Origin of the sequence: Pseudomonas sp. SG20052 (genome assembly GCF_031766055.1) — a bacterium.
Lineage (GTDB): Bacteria > Pseudomonadota > Gammaproteobacteria > Pseudomonadales > Pseudomonadaceae > Aquipseudomonas > Aquipseudomonas mandelii.
In genome coordinates this window covers 5,025,745-5,043,259 of the sequence record NZ_CP134498.1, presented here as the reverse complement: position 1 = coordinate 5,043,259, position 17,515 = coordinate 5,025,745, and the positions used below count along the sequence as shown (strand labels likewise).

Below are 17,515 nucleotides of genomic sequence, written 5' to 3'. Positions count from 1 at the left end.
CACAATTCCAGTAAAGGTAGTGGTTCGCGAGAAGTCTGACTGGGTCAATGATATCTCGGCAACTGGGTCAATTTGGCGTCGGCGGCAACACTTGAGCGAACCATGAGCGTTCATCCAGCTCCGAAAGCATTTGTTCGAGTTGATTATTGCTATATCGCACGCGTCTTGGGGTAGCCTAAAGCTCTGGTAAGTTCGGCGCTAAATTTTAGGGATATAGATTTTCATGAAGAAACCTCGCTGGTACCTGCCTCTCAGTGAAAACCTCAGCGCTGCGCTTTCAATCGGGACTGCTCCAGATGTGGTGCGTCTGTCTCGCTATGAGGTAGCGGCGATTCTCTACGTGCTCCAGCTGCCCAAGCTGCCCGTGCGCTCGCCTCTGGAAATGGAGCGGGTGTTTGCAAATCTGCTGACTCATCACTCCGATAAGCTGAGATCGGCTTTGGCTGGGGCCTACAGCCAGGTTGATTTTGAAGCGGGACTTCTCCAAGCATCTGCAGTCGAGATCGGTCTGATGGACAAAGAGTCGGTTGCTCGCCGTCAGTACATTCATCCCGAGGGCACCTGGAATTTCGATTATGCGAAGCAGCACACGGGTTCATTAGGTGCCATCAAACATGAGCATGTTCGCCTCAGTGGTTTGGTAGTAAAGCTAAGCGATCACCAACTTCGGTTGGTTCAGAACATTAGGGCAAACATGGAGGATTCCATCGATGCCCAAGCTCACGCGGGCACTGGGAAGTCCTTTGTGCTGAACGAGATATTGGCTCTTATGCCAGAGCGTAGAATCCTGTTCCTCGCCGATGTGGAAGCGAAGCTCAAACCCATACGGGCTCGATTTTCCAAGGATCAGGTTTGGGCGGTCACATTCAGGTGGATGGCTACCAGACTTCTGGCGGGTGGGAACAGGACTCTTGAGACACGGCTGGACGCGATTTCGAGACTGCCACTCTCGTATTCAGCGCTCGCAGAAAAGGCAGGGATCAGCCCCATCGGTAATCGTAATGCTGCCCGTGTGGCGGCTCTTTGCTGGTCGATAATCGCCAAATTTTGCTTTTCAAACGATGCCCGGATCACCATCAGTCATATACCTTCCGACCAGGTCCGCTGGCTCTCGACTTCGGAACAAGAAATAGTAGCGGCCGCGGCCGGAAAGCTTTGGTTCAAGATGACAAGCTTTGAAGAAGAGGCGGATCCCCTTCCGGTCCGTGGCTACCACCGCGTGAAACAACTGGCTTTGTCGAGGCTTCATTTACCTGAATCTATTGATACTGTAATCGTCGACGAAGGCCATGACTTGAGCGGGCCAATGGTCGATATCCTCGACAGGTCACCTCAAACTGTAATTACTTTGGGGGACCAGTTCCAAAATCTGCAAGGACGATACATGCCCCATAACGCGAGGATTCGCCATCGTGAAATGGCTATTTCGTTACGAGCAGGCCCAGCATTGGTCGATTACATCAACCCACTTTTAGCTGAGTTCCCAGACGTAAGCGCGTTACCGTTTGTAGCTGATAAGGCGAAAGACACGGTGGTGGCTGAATACCGAGCGGGCTCATTCCCTCCTGAACCCTCAGTAATTCTGGTGGCCGATGATTGGGGTATTTTCGACTGGTTAATTCGCAATCGCGATTTGAGCCAAGGTGCTGCGGTCATTGACTGGACCAATCAGTTCGAACCATTCCTAGAGGGGTGTCTTGATTTATACATGCATGACAAGCGTCCGAGCCACGGGGCGATTGCTCGTTTCCGAAGCTGGGAACAATTGCATGCGGAAATGAGGTGGAACGATGCCTTTCTCAGGGTTGAGCAATGGCTTGAAGTTGTGGGTACCAAATTTGGTGTTTCCGGGCTTTACCAATGCGCAAAATTGGCTGAGCTCGCTGATGGAAAACCGTCACGTCCGTTGTTGGCCACAGTATTTACAGTGAAAAACTACGAGTTTCCGAGAATGGCAGTTTCTGAGGACCTGTACTATTTTGCTGACCTGCGAAGTAAAACCGAGCTGTCAAAAAAGCTGGCATTGCTGTACACCGCGATCACAAGATCGTCTGGAAAAATCTACTTTCCGGATACGCATCAGGAGCGAATTGCGACGATTTTGAGCGCTCAAAGCTTGAGAGCAAAGCCACTAAGCCTTCTTCACATGAATGTCTAAGTGATTGCTAAGGCATTGGAGTTCATATGATGCGTCGGACCAAGACTTCATTGATCTATCGGAGAACGAAAAACACCAGAGCAGTACAGATCCTTCTCGGTCACACCGAGTTGGAAAGCACTGAATCGCCCATGGTTTCGTGGACATACCCTACTGACTGCTTATGGCCGTTCTCTGCCGATCATGCCCACGAATCGTGCTGGTCAAATCCGACGCAAATGACTGGTCAGGTCGAATGCAAATGGGTGGGCAAGTCCGTGCATCTGCCGATGCAAGGTCGTTTACGTGCACATCGCAGCAAAACTGCTTCATGATCATTGCAATAGTGGGCAAGCCCCAGATAAATGTGATTCTCGACCCCATAGACGCACTGAAAGGTACAGTTATAGGGCCCTTATCAGCAAAATCTGGTGGCTGATCCAAAACGTTGAGTAATTATGGGGCAGGTCGTTCGTTTCTCTGATTGGCTAAAGCCGGTTCGGTAACGATTGCAGCAGCGAGCGCCGCTTGTGCGACTGCGGCCAAATCTCTAGACATCGTGCGGAACTGTAGCTGATTCATCATTTCAAGGTTTTCCACAATAGTGCGGACAAGGTTCGGATCGTAATCATCACGATCTGCCTCTTCATGGACCCCTTTGTTCAGATACATCCATACGTTGGATGGCGCCGGTACTCCGATGACAGCACTCAGGCACTGTACGACGGCGGGTTTGTCTGGGTGCACAAATGTTCGTGCGTCCTCGAGTCGCCTCTTCAACGCTTCACAGAGATTTCTCAGCCCAGGTTCCGCTCCGCGCCCAGCTAACGGCACAGTGATCTGTCCGAGTTCGTTCTTGCCCAGCCACTTCCATATCTTCTCCGTAATCATCTCCAGGGCCTGCCTGGAGGCGCCGAGAGCATTTCGCCAGTCACCCATGTCTAGGGCTGCACGAGCCTGAGCTAAATAGTTCAAGGTGTACTCGTTGCCTCTTACCCGCGGTCGATGGTCTCCGATATGGGGCATGAAGTAGTAGGCAGTCCATTGGCCTGCAGCGAGGTGGTTCTGTAAGTCCTTGATGAATTCACTGCTATGACATGTGACGATAATTTGAGTTGTCGCAAAGCGATCGCTCTGGAAGATCGCCTCTCTGATGCCTTCACGGTGCTCTGTATCAATCGCGTTGATCGCATCGTCAAAGATAATCGTTGGCGCTTGAATATGCAGGGCTTTGGCAAGAAGGATTGCGACACCCAGGCAACGAACGTGACCCTCGCTGAGGACATGCAGCGCATCGACCCTTGTTTCTGGTGCGGCACAAAAAGCGAGCTCGATGCGGTCATCCTCACTGGTGGGGAGGTGGAGTGCAGCTAGCTTGTCTCCCTCGTGATCACGTCTATTGAATTCATTGTAGATCTCTAATGCTGCAGTGTTGAGTCCCGCTATGAGAGTACCGGGTAGCTCGGCCCTGAACTGCCGTAATAGCCTCAAGAATTCGTCGTATGCCGCTTTAATACTTTGGCCAAGCACTATTTGCATAGCTTCTTGCCGCACCGCCTCGATGAGTAAGGCGTTCGCTTCTTCGAAATTGGCGATGGTCTGCCTAGCTGCCGCGACTTGCCGGGCTACTTCGGCCCGCCGGGTCTGGAAGCCGGTCACAGCTTGTGACGCTTGAACCAGGCGAGCGCGTTCTTGTGCCATTTGCGTGCGAGCGGCCAGTGCTTGGTTTGTCTGGATGTCGATCCGTTCGCATTCGTCTGCAAAATTGACGATTTTCTGAGCCATCGAAGGCGTACCGTCCAGGCTTACATAGCTCGATCGCCACCAGGGCACCGTATGATCAACGCCAGGGAAAGCGAGATAACAGATTCTTTCATCGGGATTGCTGATGTCGGCACCGAGCCGCTGAGCGAAATGTGTCAGCAGAGTTTCAAGGCCGCGGGATGCGTCTTCCCATGTGCGTCGAATGTTGTTTTTTTCGGTCTGCAGGTTGGCGAGATCCTGAAGCTGGGCGAGACCTTCTCGCGCCTGCGCGTAGGGATCGCGCGTAACGCGATACTCACCATCGATTGGCGTGCCGCACGCGGGACAGTTATCGGGTGTTAAGGCTTGTAATCCCAGGACCGCGTTATACAGGCTTTGGAATGAGGTCTCACCAGTCTTCGCGGCAAGTCTTCTGTCCACATCCTCGAGTCGTTGCTGTTCCAGATCCGCGCTACGGTAAGCCTCAACAAACGCATTGCTGCTGACGCCATAAAGACCGGGTGATTGCCCATCCAGTTGTGCGTTGAGTTGATGCAGGTGGCCTGGTGCTGCGTCACTGCCAGTAAGGGCAAGTAGCTGCTGATACGATAGACCGAGGGTGAATGCCTCGGCATAGGCCGCCTCATCTTGTGCGATCGCCTGGATTGCCAGGATTTCGCCATTTATTGTCTCATGATCGCGCTGCAGTGCTGCGCGTTGCGTATCCAGTTCCTGCTGCCGGACTGCAACCAGACCGAGCTGTGAGTCCATCGACTCGTTGAAGTTACCGACGAAGTCATGGAACTGCTGCATGCCGAACAGAGAAGCAATCAGGTCCTTCTTTTCGCCCGCCGTCTTAGCGGCGATGCGCGAAAAATTATCGATGCGATTCTTCTCGACGAAGCAGAATCGATACGCCTCTGAGTTCGCCTGCACGGCTGACACTTGACCTTCAGCGTCACGCGAAGCGAGGGCTGGTGGGGCATACCTATTTTCATGAAGGTTTGCGAAATAGCGCTGAGGTGGAATGCGCTTAGCTGAAGCTTCATCCACTGAACCCAAAAGGGCCAATTCTAACGCCTCGCAAAGGCTTGTTTTGCCACTGCCATTGGGCCCATAAAACATGGTGATTCGCTGAGGGAAATGGAAGGTCTCGGGCACTCGAAAGCCCCGGAAAGGGCCCACGGTAAGACTGTCCAATGAACTCCATGCCCACTCGCCAGCAGTGCCCGTACCCGCGACGGCTGTTGGGCGCGAGCTTGTCTGGAGTAAAGACTCTCTCGCGAACGCAGACAATACCGCCGATCGACGGCTCTGAGTGCGCGAACTTGCAGCCACGACGTCGAAGTGCTGATCTACTAGATTCGCAAGTCGCCGAGTGTTTTCAGAGGCCCCGCGGTCCGGTGTGTGAAGCCAAGCAAGAAATTGCTGGTAGTCATGCCGAGCCGAACTCATATCGTCTACCTCCTGTAAACGTACAGTGGTTAATTCGCAATCGCTGAAACACTCCATTCAATCTTCTGCGCCAGATCAGCAGGGCAACACAGAGGTGGATGTGCTGCGCACGCAGTGCACACTCGTACCGACAACCGTATGGAGGGAGAAGCGATTAAATTTTCGCCATCCTATCCTAAAAAGATGGTGGGTATCAGTTAAGCCATCGTCCCCTTCTGGCCGCTCTCTGTCGGTCTTTACTACTGCGCCTGTTGGTCAGTCGAATCACGGCGTCAGCTTTTTGTGATCTCCTGAGGCCGCTTTCGGCTGAGCAAAATAACCTTGCCTTGATCCCACTCTTTCTCCGCATACAAACAGTCTAGGTATCTACCCCATAACTCCAGAGCAGCCTTTTTCTCTGGTAGATAGCTGTATCGATCGTAGTGAATCGATTGCACATCGTTGCGTCCGTGAGATAACAGCCAGCTACGGATTTCCTTTGTAATTCCAAGTGCAGCCATCAGCGTTTCAGCAGTTACCCGGACGTTCGCGTAACTGAAATATCGCGTTTTACCGGACCCACTCAAAGCTTTTCCAGCATCACTGAATCGCTTGCCCGCTGTATCCGGACGAATACAGCGCCGGCCAATACAAAACGGGCCAGGCCCAATCTTGCTCTCAAACAAAGGCGTCAGGACTTGTTTAATCCTGGCGGTCAGGGGTAGCAGGTGATCCCATGCTTGAGTCTTTTGCCCTTTTCCGTCGGTAAGGTGCAGAAGGTCATCGGACGTATCCTCCCAGGTCACACGGAGCAGTTGCTCCATTCGTTGGCCGCCCAAGTAGATTAAACTTTTGCAGATCGCCGTCTCACGGGGAGGTAGGGTATCCAAGTGACGTAAAAGCTCACCAAGCTCTTCTGGCGTCAGGGATTCGGTCTGACCGCCGCGTGTATTCGCAAGGGTCGGGACCTTGGTAGCCGGATTGACGCCAATATCAAAGATCTTCGACTCGCTAACATCGCGATCCAAGGAAAGGTGTGCCTTGCCACCGTAGCTGAATGCAGCTTTTAGATAGCGATGGACACTGGCTGCCGTCGATCGCATATCCGTGTTGGCCGTTTTCGCTTTGTTTCCAATGCCCCGGCCTTTCGGCTTGCGGGCGAGCAGGGCGCTCATTACTAAATGAATGTCTTCGCCGGTGATGGACTTTGCCGGACGGATCATCAGATCAGGGTGATGCTCAATCACATGCGTCTGAAATAGACGCTCGACTTCTTTTGCCTTGACCTTGCCGCGAGCGGTCAGATCTTTGACATATGCATTTAGTAGTTCTTCGAAGCTACCTTGTCGGTCGCAAGCTGCTGCGCGAGCACTACGGCCTGTCGTTGTGTTTTCTCTGCGGCGGCTTTGGCCGCCAAGTACACCTTAACGTCGCCGTGCTCGGAAGCAATCAATGCCATCTCTGCCGCTTTGTCGCGTAGCTCAGACAGCGTCAGTCCCGGCGCTCTGGCGCTCAAGCGATACTGGCCCAGAGAGATCATCGTGTCCTTTGCGTTGAGCCGATAGCGGAAATAGGCGCTGATCGCACCACTTTGGCTGCGCTTGAACAAAAGGCTACCTCGGGAACGGCCAGGCAAGCTTTCCGTCAACTTGGATGTTGGCGGCATGCCCTTGAGCTTTTGATCGTTCACGCTTTTGTCAGCAGTGTTGGTGGCCAATTCTAGTCCCCACTTCGGTCCCCACTTCTCGTGATGCAGAACGCTACAAGGAGAAACCTCAAGACACAAGTAGAATAGATAGGCCCTTTAAAAACAGATGTTTACGGTGTTCCTGGAAGCGAACAGAAGCAAGCTGACTCACCAAAGCATATGCCTCCTAAGGGGAAGGTTGGCAGTTCGAACCTGCCCTGGGACACCACCTGATTTACAGCCCTGCGCTGTGATAAAAAGCCCCGCCGGAGAATCCTCCAGCGGGGCTTTTTTATGCCCGTCGACCCGACGACCTACATGGCAAGTCCATCGTTGCTGTGCCTTACTCCTCGTACCATGCAAGGAGTGACGCGATGCGACACAGAGGTGCACATTTCTGGTTATGGACCAACAGCCGGCTACCTCACCACATCCATGAAGAAGTGCTCAGCGATGGTGTGCAGGTCGAGGTGCAGGCACGGGTCGGTCATGGGGGCGTTACGCAGGTGTTCATCGGTATATACGCTGACGGTGGCGGGGCGATTTGCGAGGAGTTTCATGACCGGGCGGTAGGTGAATATTATTGTTCCGCGTTGAAGTGGGGCGCTCAGCGGGCAAGAGAGCTGGTGGCGGACAGCCAAGCGTTTGTCGCGCCGCATCGGGTGCAATTGACGTTGGCCCCGGTGATTACCGATGAACCGACACTGGCCTTGCGACGCATGGAAATGACCGAACGTGAGCGTTTGAAAATCCGCTCCGAAGACGCCTGGTCGGAGTACTTGGCTGCCAAAGCCGCGATGCTTGAGCTGATGCGCGCCACCAAAGTCGACCCCGGGGTGTGGGCGGACCACAAGGAGCGCCTGCGGCAGGCGATTGATCGGCGCATCAGTGTGCAACGCGCCTATCTGCGCTGAGTCATTTGCCGATCGACAGGTTTGAGGAGCGTCGCAGTTCCTCGATGGTCTCGATCAATTCATCGTAGGACACCGGTTTGCCGATGTGCTGGTCGAAGCCCGATTGCCGGGATTTCTGAATATCGCTTTGAGCACCATAGCCCGTCAGCGCAATGGCCGGCACATCCCTGAGCAGCGGGAGTTGCCGCAAAGCGCTCATCAGTTCGTGACCGTTCATGACTGGCATGCCCAGGTCCGAAATGATCAGGTCGAAGTGCGTGCCTTTTGCGGCGTCCAGCGCGGCCACCGGACGGTCGAAGGCAATCACTTGCGCGTCCTCCATTTCCAGCAGCATCTTCAAGGTTTCCAGCACTTCGGCAGAGTCGTCGACCAGCAGAATGGTCAAGCCGCTCAGCCGTCCGGCCCCCTCGTCGACCTGCGTAGCGGTTTGAGCGTCATGATCAGTCTTGGCCATCGGCAAGTAGACACTGAACGTGCACCCTGCACCCAACCCGGGTGAGCTCACTTCAACCGAGCCGTGTTGTGCTTCTGCCAGTTGGCGGACCAGCGACAGGCCGATCCCCAGCCCTTCACGGTTGTGCGTGGCATGTTGCTTCTCTGCCTGCCCGAACAGATCGAACACGTGCTCAAGGTTCTCGGCGGCAATGCCGGTGCCGTTGTCTTTGACGTCCAGCCGCACCCTGTTCCCGTCCTGGCTGGCGATCAGTTGCACGTGGCCATTGGGCGGGGTGAATTTCAGCGCGTTGTTCACGAGGTTCCAGATAATCTGTTCCAGGCGTGTCGGATCGGCATGCACCATCAACGGCTCTGAAGGCACATGCAACTCGACCGTGGTTTCGTGCCGTTCGTTGAGCACGACGCTGTGGATATCACGCAGCACGCTGACCAGGTCCGTGGCGACCGGTTGCAGCTTGAGTTTGCCGGTACGGACACGGGCGACATCCAGCAGATCATCGATGATCCGGGCCTGGCTATTGACGGCATCGCAGATCGTATTGACGGCCTTGGCGGCCGGTGCCACGGACTTGGTCACCGGCAGGCGACGCAGCAGCTCAGCGTTGAGCTGGATCAGGTTCAGCGGGTGCTTGAGCTCATGGGACATGACCGCGAAGAACTCGTCCTTGAGGTAATTGGTGTTGCGGGTCTCGGCCAGCGCCAGGCTTTGCGCTTCGTGCTGACGTTTGTGGCCGGTCAGGTCCCGGGCAATCTTCACGTAGCCTCGTAGGTTGTCACCGCTGAGCAACGTCGCCTCACCACTGCAAAAGAACCGACTGCCATCCTTGCGCAAGTGCCAGCGTTCGTCCTCGCTGCGCCCATGGTCGCGCACCGTCTGCAGTTCTTTCTCGGGCACGCCGCTGGCGCGGTCCTCTTCAGAGAAAATAAAGTCGTAATAAGCCCCCTCTGCTTCGCTCTTGCCATAACCGAAGATCAACTCGGCACCTTTGTTCCAGCTGGTGATCACCCCTTGTTCATCCAGCGTGATGATCGCGTAATCGCGGGTGCTTTCAGCCACCAGACGCATGCGTTCTTCGCCCAGGCGCAGTTCTTCTTCGGCGGCGCGGCGTTTGGTGATGTCGATGAAGGTCAGCACCGTCCCGTCGATATGGTCTTCGCTGGAGCGGTAGGGCAGCAGGCGGGCGATGTACCAGCGCTTGTCGGTGCTGCTGACTTCACGCTCGATCATGTTCAATGACTCGAAGACCAGCGCTGCATCACGGGCCAGGTCGTCGTAGTGCAGTCGGTGGGTGATGTCGAGCAAGGAGCGTCCGGTATCCACCGGCAACATGCTGAAGATGTCCGTGGCGCGCGGAGTGAACCATTTGATCCGCATGTTGCGGTCAACGAACACCGTGGCGATGTCGGTGGAGGCGATCAGGTTGGTCAGGTAGTCGTTGATCTTGTCGGTTTCTTCAACTTTGGTTTTCAGCTCGAAGTTGACCGTCAGCAACTCTTCGTTGATTGATTGCAGTTCTTCCTTGCTGGTTTCCAGCTCTTCGGTTGCCGAGCGCAGCTCTTCGTTGATTGCCTGCATTTCTTCGTTGGAGGCCTTCAGCTCCTCGCTGGAGACTTCCGATTGTTCGATGGTGTCCTGCAAGTGCAACTTGGTGCGTTGCAGTTCGCGTTCAAGGTTGGACAGCACCTGGCTTTCGGTTTGCGTCAGGGTCGAGGCGGCCTGTTCCGAGGGATCGACTTCGGCCTCTTCGAAAATCACCAGGACAAACTCGCCGTCCGACTCTTCGTCCTTATAAGGCTGCGCCATCAGGTCGACTTTGTAATGCCGGTTGTCCCGGCTGATCGGCACCGCACGGGATTTGACCACCAGGCCACTCTGCTGGACCTGAAACAGCGTGGTGCGAATCTCCAGACGCAACTCGGGAAGGATCAGCGTCAGCAGGTTGCGCGACAATTCACCGCCCACATGGCGCAGGAAACGCCCGGCGCTTTCGCTCATGTGCAGGATGTCTGCGTTGGCATCGACGATCATGCTCGGTGGCGCGGCGTGTTCGAGGGCGCGCTGATGAATGTCGGCGAAGGACAATTTGCGCTGCACCGCGCTTTGCGGTGTCTCGCGGGTAACACTGGTACGCACGTAACCGCCACGGGGCATGGTCGGGGTACGTCGGCTATTGGCCGTGCCGGTCTTGGCGCGGAAAATCCGGTTGCGCTTGTCCACCGGAGCGAACAGTTCGTGGCAAGCATCGGCGCTCTCGGAAGAGCCCAGGAACAGGAAACCGCCCGGACGCAGTGCGAAGTGAAACATTTGCAGAATTTCACGCTGCACTTCGCGATCCAGGTAGATCAGCAGGTTGCGGCAAACGATCAGGTCAATCTGCGAAAAGGGCGGATCGGACAACAGGCTGTGTTTGGCAAACAGGACCTTTTCGCGAATTTCCTTGCGAATCCGGTAGTGGTCATCTTCCTTGACGAAGTAATGCCGCAGGCGCGTCGGCGGCACATCGGTCACGATCGCTTGCGGGTACAGACCGGCCCGGCCGATGCTGATGGCGCGCTCGTCAATGTCGGTGGCGAACAGTTGCAGCGAGGCTTTGCTGGCGTCCAGTTGCAGTTGATCGTTGAGCAGCATCGCCAGGCTGTAGGCTTCTTCGCCCGTTGAACAACCGGCGGACCAGACACGGATTTCTTCTTTCTCGGGCTGCGCCGACACGGCGGCACTGACCAGTTGCGGCAGTACGTTCCGCTCCAGGGCTTCGAACGCCTCGCGATCACGGAAGAAGTTGGTCACGCCAATCAACATATCGCCCAGCAGGGCTTTGGTTTCGTCGGGATTGTTTTGCAGGAAGCGGAAATAGGCGCCCAGGTCGGGTTGGGCCGTGACCTGCATCCGGCGCTCGATCCGCCGCAACACGGTCGCGCGCTTGTAGTGCTTGAAATCATGGCCGGTGCCGGTGCGCAGCTGGATCAGGATGTCATGGAGCAGCTGTTCGGCGAGCGCCGCGTCACGCTCGGACACAGAGGCGAACGTTTGCAGGTCCGGGTCGTTGGCGGTGGGCAGGCTGATTTCCTGTGAGTTTCGCCACAGCTCCAGCAGCTTTTGCGGCATTTCCACCACCGGCAACACCAGATCGACATTGCCGGTTTCGATGGCAGCGCGAGGCATGCCGTCAAACTCGGCATCTTCCGGTGCCTGGGCCATGGTGATGCCACCGTGTTCCTTGATGCGCGACAGCCCGACCGCACCATCGGAGCCACTGCCTGACAGCACCAGGCAGAAAGCGCGCTCGCGGTGGACTTCGGCCAGGTCGCGGAAAAACAGATCAATCGAGGCGTGCCGAGACCCGTGCGGGTCGTTGCTGCTGACTTCAAGCACCCCGTCATTCATCGTCAGCCGCTGAGCCGGCGAGATGACGTAAACGTGGTTTTTCTCGATCGGCACCGTTTTGGTGACTTGCAGGACTGGCATCCGGGTCGATTCCTGGATGATCTTGTCCGCGATGCTCTGGTGATCGGGCGACAGGTGAAGAATGATCACGAACGCCATGCCGTTGTCATGCGGCATGTTCTCGAAAAACAGTTTGATGGCTTGCAGCCCGCCCGCCGACGCTCCAACGCCTACCACTGGAAAATCCAGGGTGCTGGGCTTCAGGGCCTTACGCTCAGGAGCCGGGGCCGAGTGCTGGGGGGTGCTGGTCATTTCTTCTGCCTTAGTCGGCGACTGCGGTCTATTGATATCTTCGGTTATAAAAAGCGCGTCAATAAAGCAGCATAATCCCGTTTTTCAATAACACCTTCAAATATTTAGAGACACTTGATTGGCTGGAGTTCTCAAGGGAACGGCACTCCTGGCCGATAACCCGAACGGTCATTGTCTTCTTCTCAAATTGCCTGGAAATCTTCGATGCTGTCGTATCACCAAAAGAGTTTTCTGATCGTCGATGATTTCTCGGATTTCCGCAGTTCCGTCAGGTCCATGCTGCGTGAACTGGGGGTCAAGGACGTCGACACCGCAGACACCGGGGAGCAGGCGCTGCGCATGTGTTCGCAGAAGGCCTACGATTTCATCCTGCAGGATTTTCACCTCGGCGACGGCAAGAAGAACGGCCAGCAAGTCCTCGAAGACTTGATGATCGAAAAACTGATCAGCCATGAAAGCGTGTTCGTCATGGTCACTGCCGAAACCAGCCAGGCCATGGTGCTCAGCGCGCTGGAACACGAACCCGACGCTTACCTGACCAAGCCGTTCAACCGTTCCGGCCTGGCCCAGCGCCTGGAGCGTCTGGAACAGCGCAAGAACCTGCTCAAGCCGATCCTGCAAGCGCTCGATCGTGGCAAACCGCTCGAAGTGCTCAATGCCTGCATCGAGCTGTGCAAGAAGGACATCCGTTATTCGCCGCTGTGCCTGCGTTACCGCGCGGACGCCTTGCGCGACCTGAATCAAAACGAAGCGCTGGAACGTCTCTACGACAGCATCATTGCCGATCGGCCGTTGCCGTGGGCGTTTGCCGGGTTGGGCAAGTTGCTGTTCAAGCGTGGCCAGGTCAGCCAGGCTAAAGGCGTCTACGAAAAAGCCCTGAAAGTGTTTCCGATGATGCCGGCGCTGTATGACGGCATGGCTGATGTGCTGGTGGCCGAAGGGGATACCAAGGGCGCGCAGAAAGTATTGGAAGAAGCCATTCGCCTGTCGCCGCTGGCGGTGCGCCGGCAAGCTCTGCTGGGCAAACTGGCGATGGCCAACGAAGATTTCGATACGGCCTCAAAGGCTTATCGCCAGGCCGTGTCCCAAGGCGCGCAGTCACGCTTCAAGGATGCCGAAAGCAACCTCGGCCTGGCCCATGCGTTGATCAGCAAAGGCAGCGAGAAAGGCCTGGATACCCGCACCCGACTGGAGATCAACACGACCCTCAGCCTGGTGGCCAAGGAAAACCCGTCTGATCCTGGCCTGCAGATTCGTGCGCGCCTGATGAAAGCCACCAGCCTGTTGCTCAACGACGCCGAAACCGCCGAGAAGCTCACCGAGCAGGCGATGATGCGCCTCGATGGCATGGAGCAGTTCATGAGCGCCGAAGCCGCGCTGCTGGTGGCCAAGCAGCTGCAAATGCTCGGCCAGGCGAGCGCCGGCGCGACGATGTTGAAAAACTGTGCGGAAATCTACGGTGACGATCCGGTGGTGATGCAAGGGATCGCCAAACTGACCGATGACCCGACGATCCTCAGCCAGAGCAACGCGGCCTCCGACCTCAACCGACAGGGTGTGCAGGTGTACAAGACCGGCAACCTGGTCGAAGCCCGGGCAATCTTTCGCAAAGCGCTGGCGCTGCAACCGAAGAACATCAGTATCGCCCTTAACATGGCGCAATCGCTGCTGCACGGCACCGATACCAGCGTAGCGTCGGCCGAGCTCGATGAATGCCGGGCTTGCCTGAAACTGGTGGGCATGATGCCCGACACCGACGCGCGGTATCCGCGCTTTCAGAAACTGAAAATCAAGGCGTTCAGCGGATGAGCCACGACAACTCTGCACTGGATTTTTCGACGGTGATTGCCTCCACCGTGCACGACATGAAGAACTCGTTGACCCTGCTGATGCAGGCCCACAGCCAATGGCTGGCCCGCTTGCCCGATCCCGAGCGGCACAGCCCGGAGCAGGGCGTCATCGAGTACGAGTTCGCTCACCTCAACGGCATGCTGGTGCAGTTGCTGGGGCTGTACAAACTGGGCGTCAATCAGATGCCGTTGCAGCCGGCCTACCATGAGCTGGATGATTTCATCGAAGCGCAACTGGCCGCTCATCAGGAAGTGTTCGCCAGTCGCGGCATTGTTGCGACTTATGAAGTCGACCCGTTGAGCCCCTTGGGTTTCTTCGATCGCGAGCTGGTGGCCTCGGTGCTGGCCAACTGCATCAACAATGCCATTCGTTACGCCCGCCAGTCATTGCTGATCAGTGTCGGCGACGAGGCCGGCGAACTGGTGCTGTCCATCAACGACGATGGCGACGGTTATCCGGTCGAGATGATCGAGCGTCAGGCCGATTATGTGCAGGGCATCAACCACAGCAGCGGCAGCACAGGCCTGGGCTTGTATTTCGCCGGACGGATCGCCGCCTTGCATCAGCGCAATGGCGTGGAAGGACGCACCCGGATCAGTAACGGCGGGCCGTTGGGTGGTGGGGTGTTCAGCCTCTGTTTGCCCTGACGTTTCTTTTTGTGTGGCGCTGCTTGATATTCCGAACAGGCGGAGCCTATTTTGTACGGGTCGCCGTTCGCGGCTCGCACAATTACAAAGGACTGCGTCATGACAACCGATGGCCAGCGTTCACTCGCACAGCGATTGACGGGCATTGATGAGATTGAATGTGTAACGCCGGATTTGAACGGCGTGCCTCGGGGCAAGGTAATGACCGCCGAGGGGTTTCTCGAAGGAAGGCGTTTGCAGATGGCGCGGGGTGTGCTGCTGCAATGCATCATGGGCGGATATCCGCCCGCACGCTTTTACGGCAGCGATGATGGCGACCTGGCGCTGGTGCCTGACCCGGCACACATCCACCGCTTGCCCTGGAGCCAGCAACCGCGGGCACTGGCCATTTGCGACGCCGATGAACTGACCGGCGAGAGCTCGAAGCTGTCGACCCGTGGCCAACTCAAGGCGGTGATCGCCCGTTACGCGGCGCTGGGCCTGGCGCCGGTGGTGGCGACCGAGCTGGAATTCTTCGTGTTCGCGCCCAATCCCGACCCGACGCAACCGTTCCAGCCGCCGTTGGGCCTGGACGGTCGTCGCGAGGAAGGTCATTCGGCGTTCAGTGTCAGTTCCAATAACGGTCTGCGGCCATTCTTCAGCGAAGTCTACCAATGCATGGCGGCCCTGGGGTTGCCGCGCGACACCTTCATGCATGAGATGGGCGTCAGCCAGTTCGAGATCAACTTGCTGCACGGCGATCCGTTGCTGCTGGCCGACCAGACGTTCCTGTTCAAGCACCTGCTCAAGGAAGTCGCGCTCAAGCACGGCCTGAGCGTGGTGTGCATGGCCAAGCCGCTGGCGCACACGCCGGGCAGTTCGATGCACATTCACCAGAGCATCGTCGAGATCGGCAACGGACGAAATGTGTTCAGCGACGCGGCAGGCCAACCGACAGCGACCTTCCGTCACTTCATTGGTGGCCAACAGGCCGGCATGGCGGATTTCACCGCGTTGTTTGCGCCGAATGTGAATTCCTATCAGCGCTTGTGCCATCCGTATGCTTCGCCGAACAATGCCTGCTGGTCCCACGACAACCGGGCCGCCGGATTGCGCATTCCGGCCAGTTCACCGGCCGCCCGTCGGGTCGAAAACCGCTTGCCGGGGGCTGACGCGAATCCGTATCTGGCGATCGCCGCCAGTCTTGCCGCCGGTTTGTATGGCATCGAGAACGAACTGGAGCCGAGCGAGGCGATCCAGGGCGAATTCGAAGTCCCGGATAATCTTTCGTTGCCGTGTACCTTGCATGCCGCTCTTGAACGTCTGAAACGTAGCCAATTGGCGAAGGAACTGTTCGGCAAGGAGTTCATCGAAGGCTACGTCGCTTCGAAGACCATGGAGTTGACCAGCTTCTTTGATGAAATTACCCCCTGGGAGCGCCGTGTTCTGGCCACCCAGGCCTGACGACCTGTCGTCTTCGGGCTATCTTTTCGGATAGCCCGTTTCTTACCGCAAGGAGCCGCTCGGAACGCCGATGCGCCAAATCTGGAAACCTTTTCGAGCGCTTTATTTTGCCTCGCTGATGATGTTGATCGGCTCAGGCTTGCTGAGTACCTACCTGGGCTTGCGTCTGGCGGCGGATAACGTCGACAGCTTGTGGGTGGGTGCGTTGATGGCCGCCAACTATTTCGGCCTGGTGCTGGGTGGCAAGATCGGTCACCGACTGATCGCCCGGGTCGGGCATATTCGCGCCTATTCGGCCTGCGCCGGGATTGTCGGCGCGGCGGTGCTCGGCCACGGCCTGGTCGACTGGCTGCCAGCGTGGATATTCCTGCGGGTGATCGTCGGTCTCGGCATGATGTGCCAGTACATGGTGATCGAAAGCTGGCTCAATGAGCAGGCCGAAGCGTCCCAGCGTGGCACGGTGTTCAGCGGCTACATGATCGCTTCCTACCTGGGGTTGGTGCTCGGTCAGCTGATTCTGGTCATGCACCCGGCCCTGGGCCTGGAACTGCTGATGCTGGTCGCCCTGTGCTTCGCGTTGTGCCTGGTGCCGGTGGCCCTGACCCGGCGGATTCACCCGGCGCCATTGCATCCGGCGCCGATGGAGCCGCGGTTCTTCATCAAGCGCGTGCCGCAGTCATTGAGCACGGTGCTGGGCGCGGGGCTGATCATTGGCTCCTTCTACGGTCTGGCGCCGCTGTATGCCTCGCAGCAAGGATTGTCCACCGAGCAGGTCGGTCTGTTCATGGGTAGCTGCATTTTTGCCGGGCTGCTGGTGCAGTGGCCATTGGGCTGGCTCTCTGACCGTTATGACCGGGCGTTGTTGATCCGCTGTTTTGCGGTGGTCCTGGCCCTGACCGCGTTGCCGCTGGCGATCATGCAGCAGGTGCCGCTGGAGGTTCTGTTCGTCGCCGGGTTCTTCTGTTCGCTGGTGATGTTCTGCCTGTATCCGCTGGCGGTGGCCTTCTCCAATGACCACGTCGAAGGTGATCGTCGCGTGTCCCTGACAGCGATGTTGCTGGTGACTTACGGCGTGGGCGCCAGCATCGGGCCGTTGGTGGCCGGGGTCCTGATGAAGCTGTTCGGCAGCCACATGCTGTATGCCTTCTTCAGCTTCTTCGCGTTGGTGCTGGTGTGGCGGATTCGCCCGAAAGCGGTCACCAACCTGCATCAGGTCGAAGATGCGCCGCTGCATCACGTGGCTATGCCGGACAGCATGTCGAGTTCGCCACTGGTGGCATGCCTTGACCCGCGGGTTGATGAGCAGGTAGTGCAGGATCAGATGCAAAATCCGATCAGCCCGGAACCTGCGCCTGAACCAGAACCGGATCCCGAGACCGATCCACCATCAGAAGACCCGGATGCGGGTCGTGAGCAAAGCTTCACCGAAGCCAGGCCCTAAAAACCTTCGCATAAAAAAACGGGCAGTCACCGCAAGGGACAGCCCGTTTTTTGTTGAAGCACCGT

10 protein-coding genes and 1 pseudogene are annotated in these 17,515 nt (G+C 56.9%); 7 read left to right on the top strand and 4 right to left on the bottom strand.

Features of this window, described 5'->3' with window-relative positions; all coding sequences use genetic code 11:
- Nucleotides 1–223 precede the first annotated feature (223 nt).
- Entirely contained in the window at nucleotides 224–2,158 is a 1,935-nt protein-coding gene (locus RHP74_RS23150; protein WP_311096365.1) for a hypothetical protein, read from the top strand.
- A 17-nt stretch (nucleotides 2,159–2,175) separates the two neighbouring features.
- A pseudogene (locus RHP74_RS23145) lies at nucleotides 2,176–2,280 on the top strand (integrase); the annotation flags it as partial.
- 313 nt (nucleotides 2,281–2,593) lie between these two features.
- Here RHP74_RS23145 and RHP74_RS23140 read toward each other — a convergent pair.
- The 3 genes from RHP74_RS23140 to RHP74_RS23130 form a co-directional block, all read right to left on the bottom strand.
- Complete coding sequence (locus RHP74_RS23140; RefSeq protein WP_311096363.1) at nucleotides 2,594–5,335, bottom strand: AAA family ATPase; 2,742 nt, start codon at nucleotides 5,333–5,335, stop codon at nucleotides 2,594–2,596.
- Between the two features lie 272 nt (nucleotides 5,336–5,607).
- On the bottom strand, nucleotides 5,608–6,561 hold the full coding sequence (locus RHP74_RS23135) for a hypothetical protein (RefSeq protein WP_311096362.1): 954 nt from the start codon (nucleotides 6,559–6,561) through the stop codon (nucleotides 5,608–5,610).
- A 74-nt stretch (nucleotides 6,562–6,635) separates the two neighbouring features.
- Nucleotides 6,636–7,031, bottom strand: coding sequence for a hypothetical protein (locus RHP74_RS23130; protein WP_311096361.1), 396 nt, complete (start codon nucleotides 7,029–7,031; stop codon nucleotides 6,636–6,638).
- Nucleotides 7,032–7,375: 344 nt separating this feature from the next.
- Here RHP74_RS23130 and RHP74_RS23125 point away from each other — a divergent pair, with 344 nt between their 5' ends.
- Nucleotides 7,376–7,915 carry a hypothetical protein gene (locus RHP74_RS23125; RefSeq protein WP_311096360.1) on the top strand — a complete coding sequence of 180 codons (540 nt, stop codon included), beginning with the start codon at nucleotides 7,376–7,378 and terminating at the stop codon, nucleotides 7,913–7,915.
- 1 nt (nucleotide 7,916) lies between these two features.
- Here the strand turns inward: RHP74_RS23125 and RHP74_RS23120 are convergent, their stop codons facing one another.
- On the bottom strand, nucleotides 7,917–12,068 hold the full coding sequence (locus RHP74_RS23120; protein WP_311096359.1) for a CheR family methyltransferase: 4,152 nt from the start codon (nucleotides 12,066–12,068) through the stop codon (nucleotides 7,917–7,919).
- A gap of 204 nt (nucleotides 12,069–12,272) precedes the next feature.
- Between RHP74_RS23120 and RHP74_RS23115 the strand changes: the two genes are divergently transcribed.
- The 4 genes from RHP74_RS23115 to RHP74_RS23100 all read left to right on the top strand — a co-directional run bounded on the left by RHP74_RS23115 (nucleotide 12,273) and on the right by RHP74_RS23100 (nucleotide 17,450).
- The gene (locus RHP74_RS23115) at nucleotides 12,273–13,877 is read left to right on the top strand and encodes a tetratricopeptide repeat-containing response regulator (RefSeq protein WP_010457175.1); all 1,605 of its coding nucleotides are present in this window, start codon (nucleotides 12,273–12,275) and stop codon (nucleotides 13,875–13,877) included.
- On the top strand, nucleotides 13,874–14,566 hold the full coding sequence (locus RHP74_RS23110; RefSeq protein ID WP_154501414.1) for a sensor histidine kinase KdpD: 693 nt from the start codon (nucleotides 13,874–13,876) through the stop codon (nucleotides 14,564–14,566). The genes RHP74_RS23115 and RHP74_RS23110 overlap by 4 nt, the downstream gene beginning before the upstream one ends.
- A gap of 201 nt (nucleotides 14,567–14,767) precedes the next feature.
- Nucleotides 14,768–16,009, top strand: coding sequence for a glutamine synthetase family protein (locus tag RHP74_RS23105; protein WP_169857058.1), 1,242 nt, complete (start codon nucleotides 14,768–14,770; stop codon nucleotides 16,007–16,009).
- A 70-nt stretch (nucleotides 16,010–16,079) separates the two neighbouring features.
- Nucleotides 16,080–17,450, top strand: a complete 1,371-nt coding sequence (locus RHP74_RS23100) for an MFS transporter (protein ID WP_083375939.1) — start codon at nucleotides 16,080–16,082, stop codon at nucleotides 17,448–17,450.
- Nucleotides 17,451–17,515: the final 65 nt, after the last annotated feature.

Bases quoted from the DNA above. Each gene is read 5' to 3' on its own strand.
- RHP74_RS23150 (WP_311096365.1), top strand. From the start codon at position 224: ATGAAGAAACCTCGCTGGTACCTGCCTCTCAGTGAAAACCTCAGCGCT.
- RHP74_RS23140 (WP_311096363.1), bottom strand. From the start codon at position 5,335: ATGAGTTCGGCTCGGCATGACTACCAGCAATTTCTTGCTTGGCTTCAC.
- RHP74_RS23125 (WP_311096360.1), top strand. From the start codon at position 7,376: ATGCGACACAGAGGTGCACATTTCTGGTTATGGACCAACAGCCGGCTA.
- RHP74_RS23120 (WP_311096359.1), bottom strand. From the start codon at position 12,068: ATGACCAGCACCCCCCAGCACTCGGCCCCGGCTCCTGAGCGTAAGGCC.
- RHP74_RS23115 (WP_010457175.1), top strand. From the start codon at position 12,273: ATGCTGTCGTATCACCAAAAGAGTTTTCTGATCGTCGATGATTTCTCG.
- RHP74_RS23110 (WP_154501414.1), top strand. From the start codon at position 13,874: ATGAGCCACGACAACTCTGCACTGGATTTTTCGACGGTGATTGCCTCC.
- RHP74_RS23105 (WP_169857058.1), top strand. From the start codon at position 14,768: ATGACCGCCGAGGGGTTTCTCGAAGGAAGGCGTTTGCAGATGGCGCGG.
- RHP74_RS23100 (WP_083375939.1), top strand. From the start codon at position 16,080: ATGCGCCAAATCTGGAAACCTTTTCGAGCGCTTTATTTTGCCTCGCTG.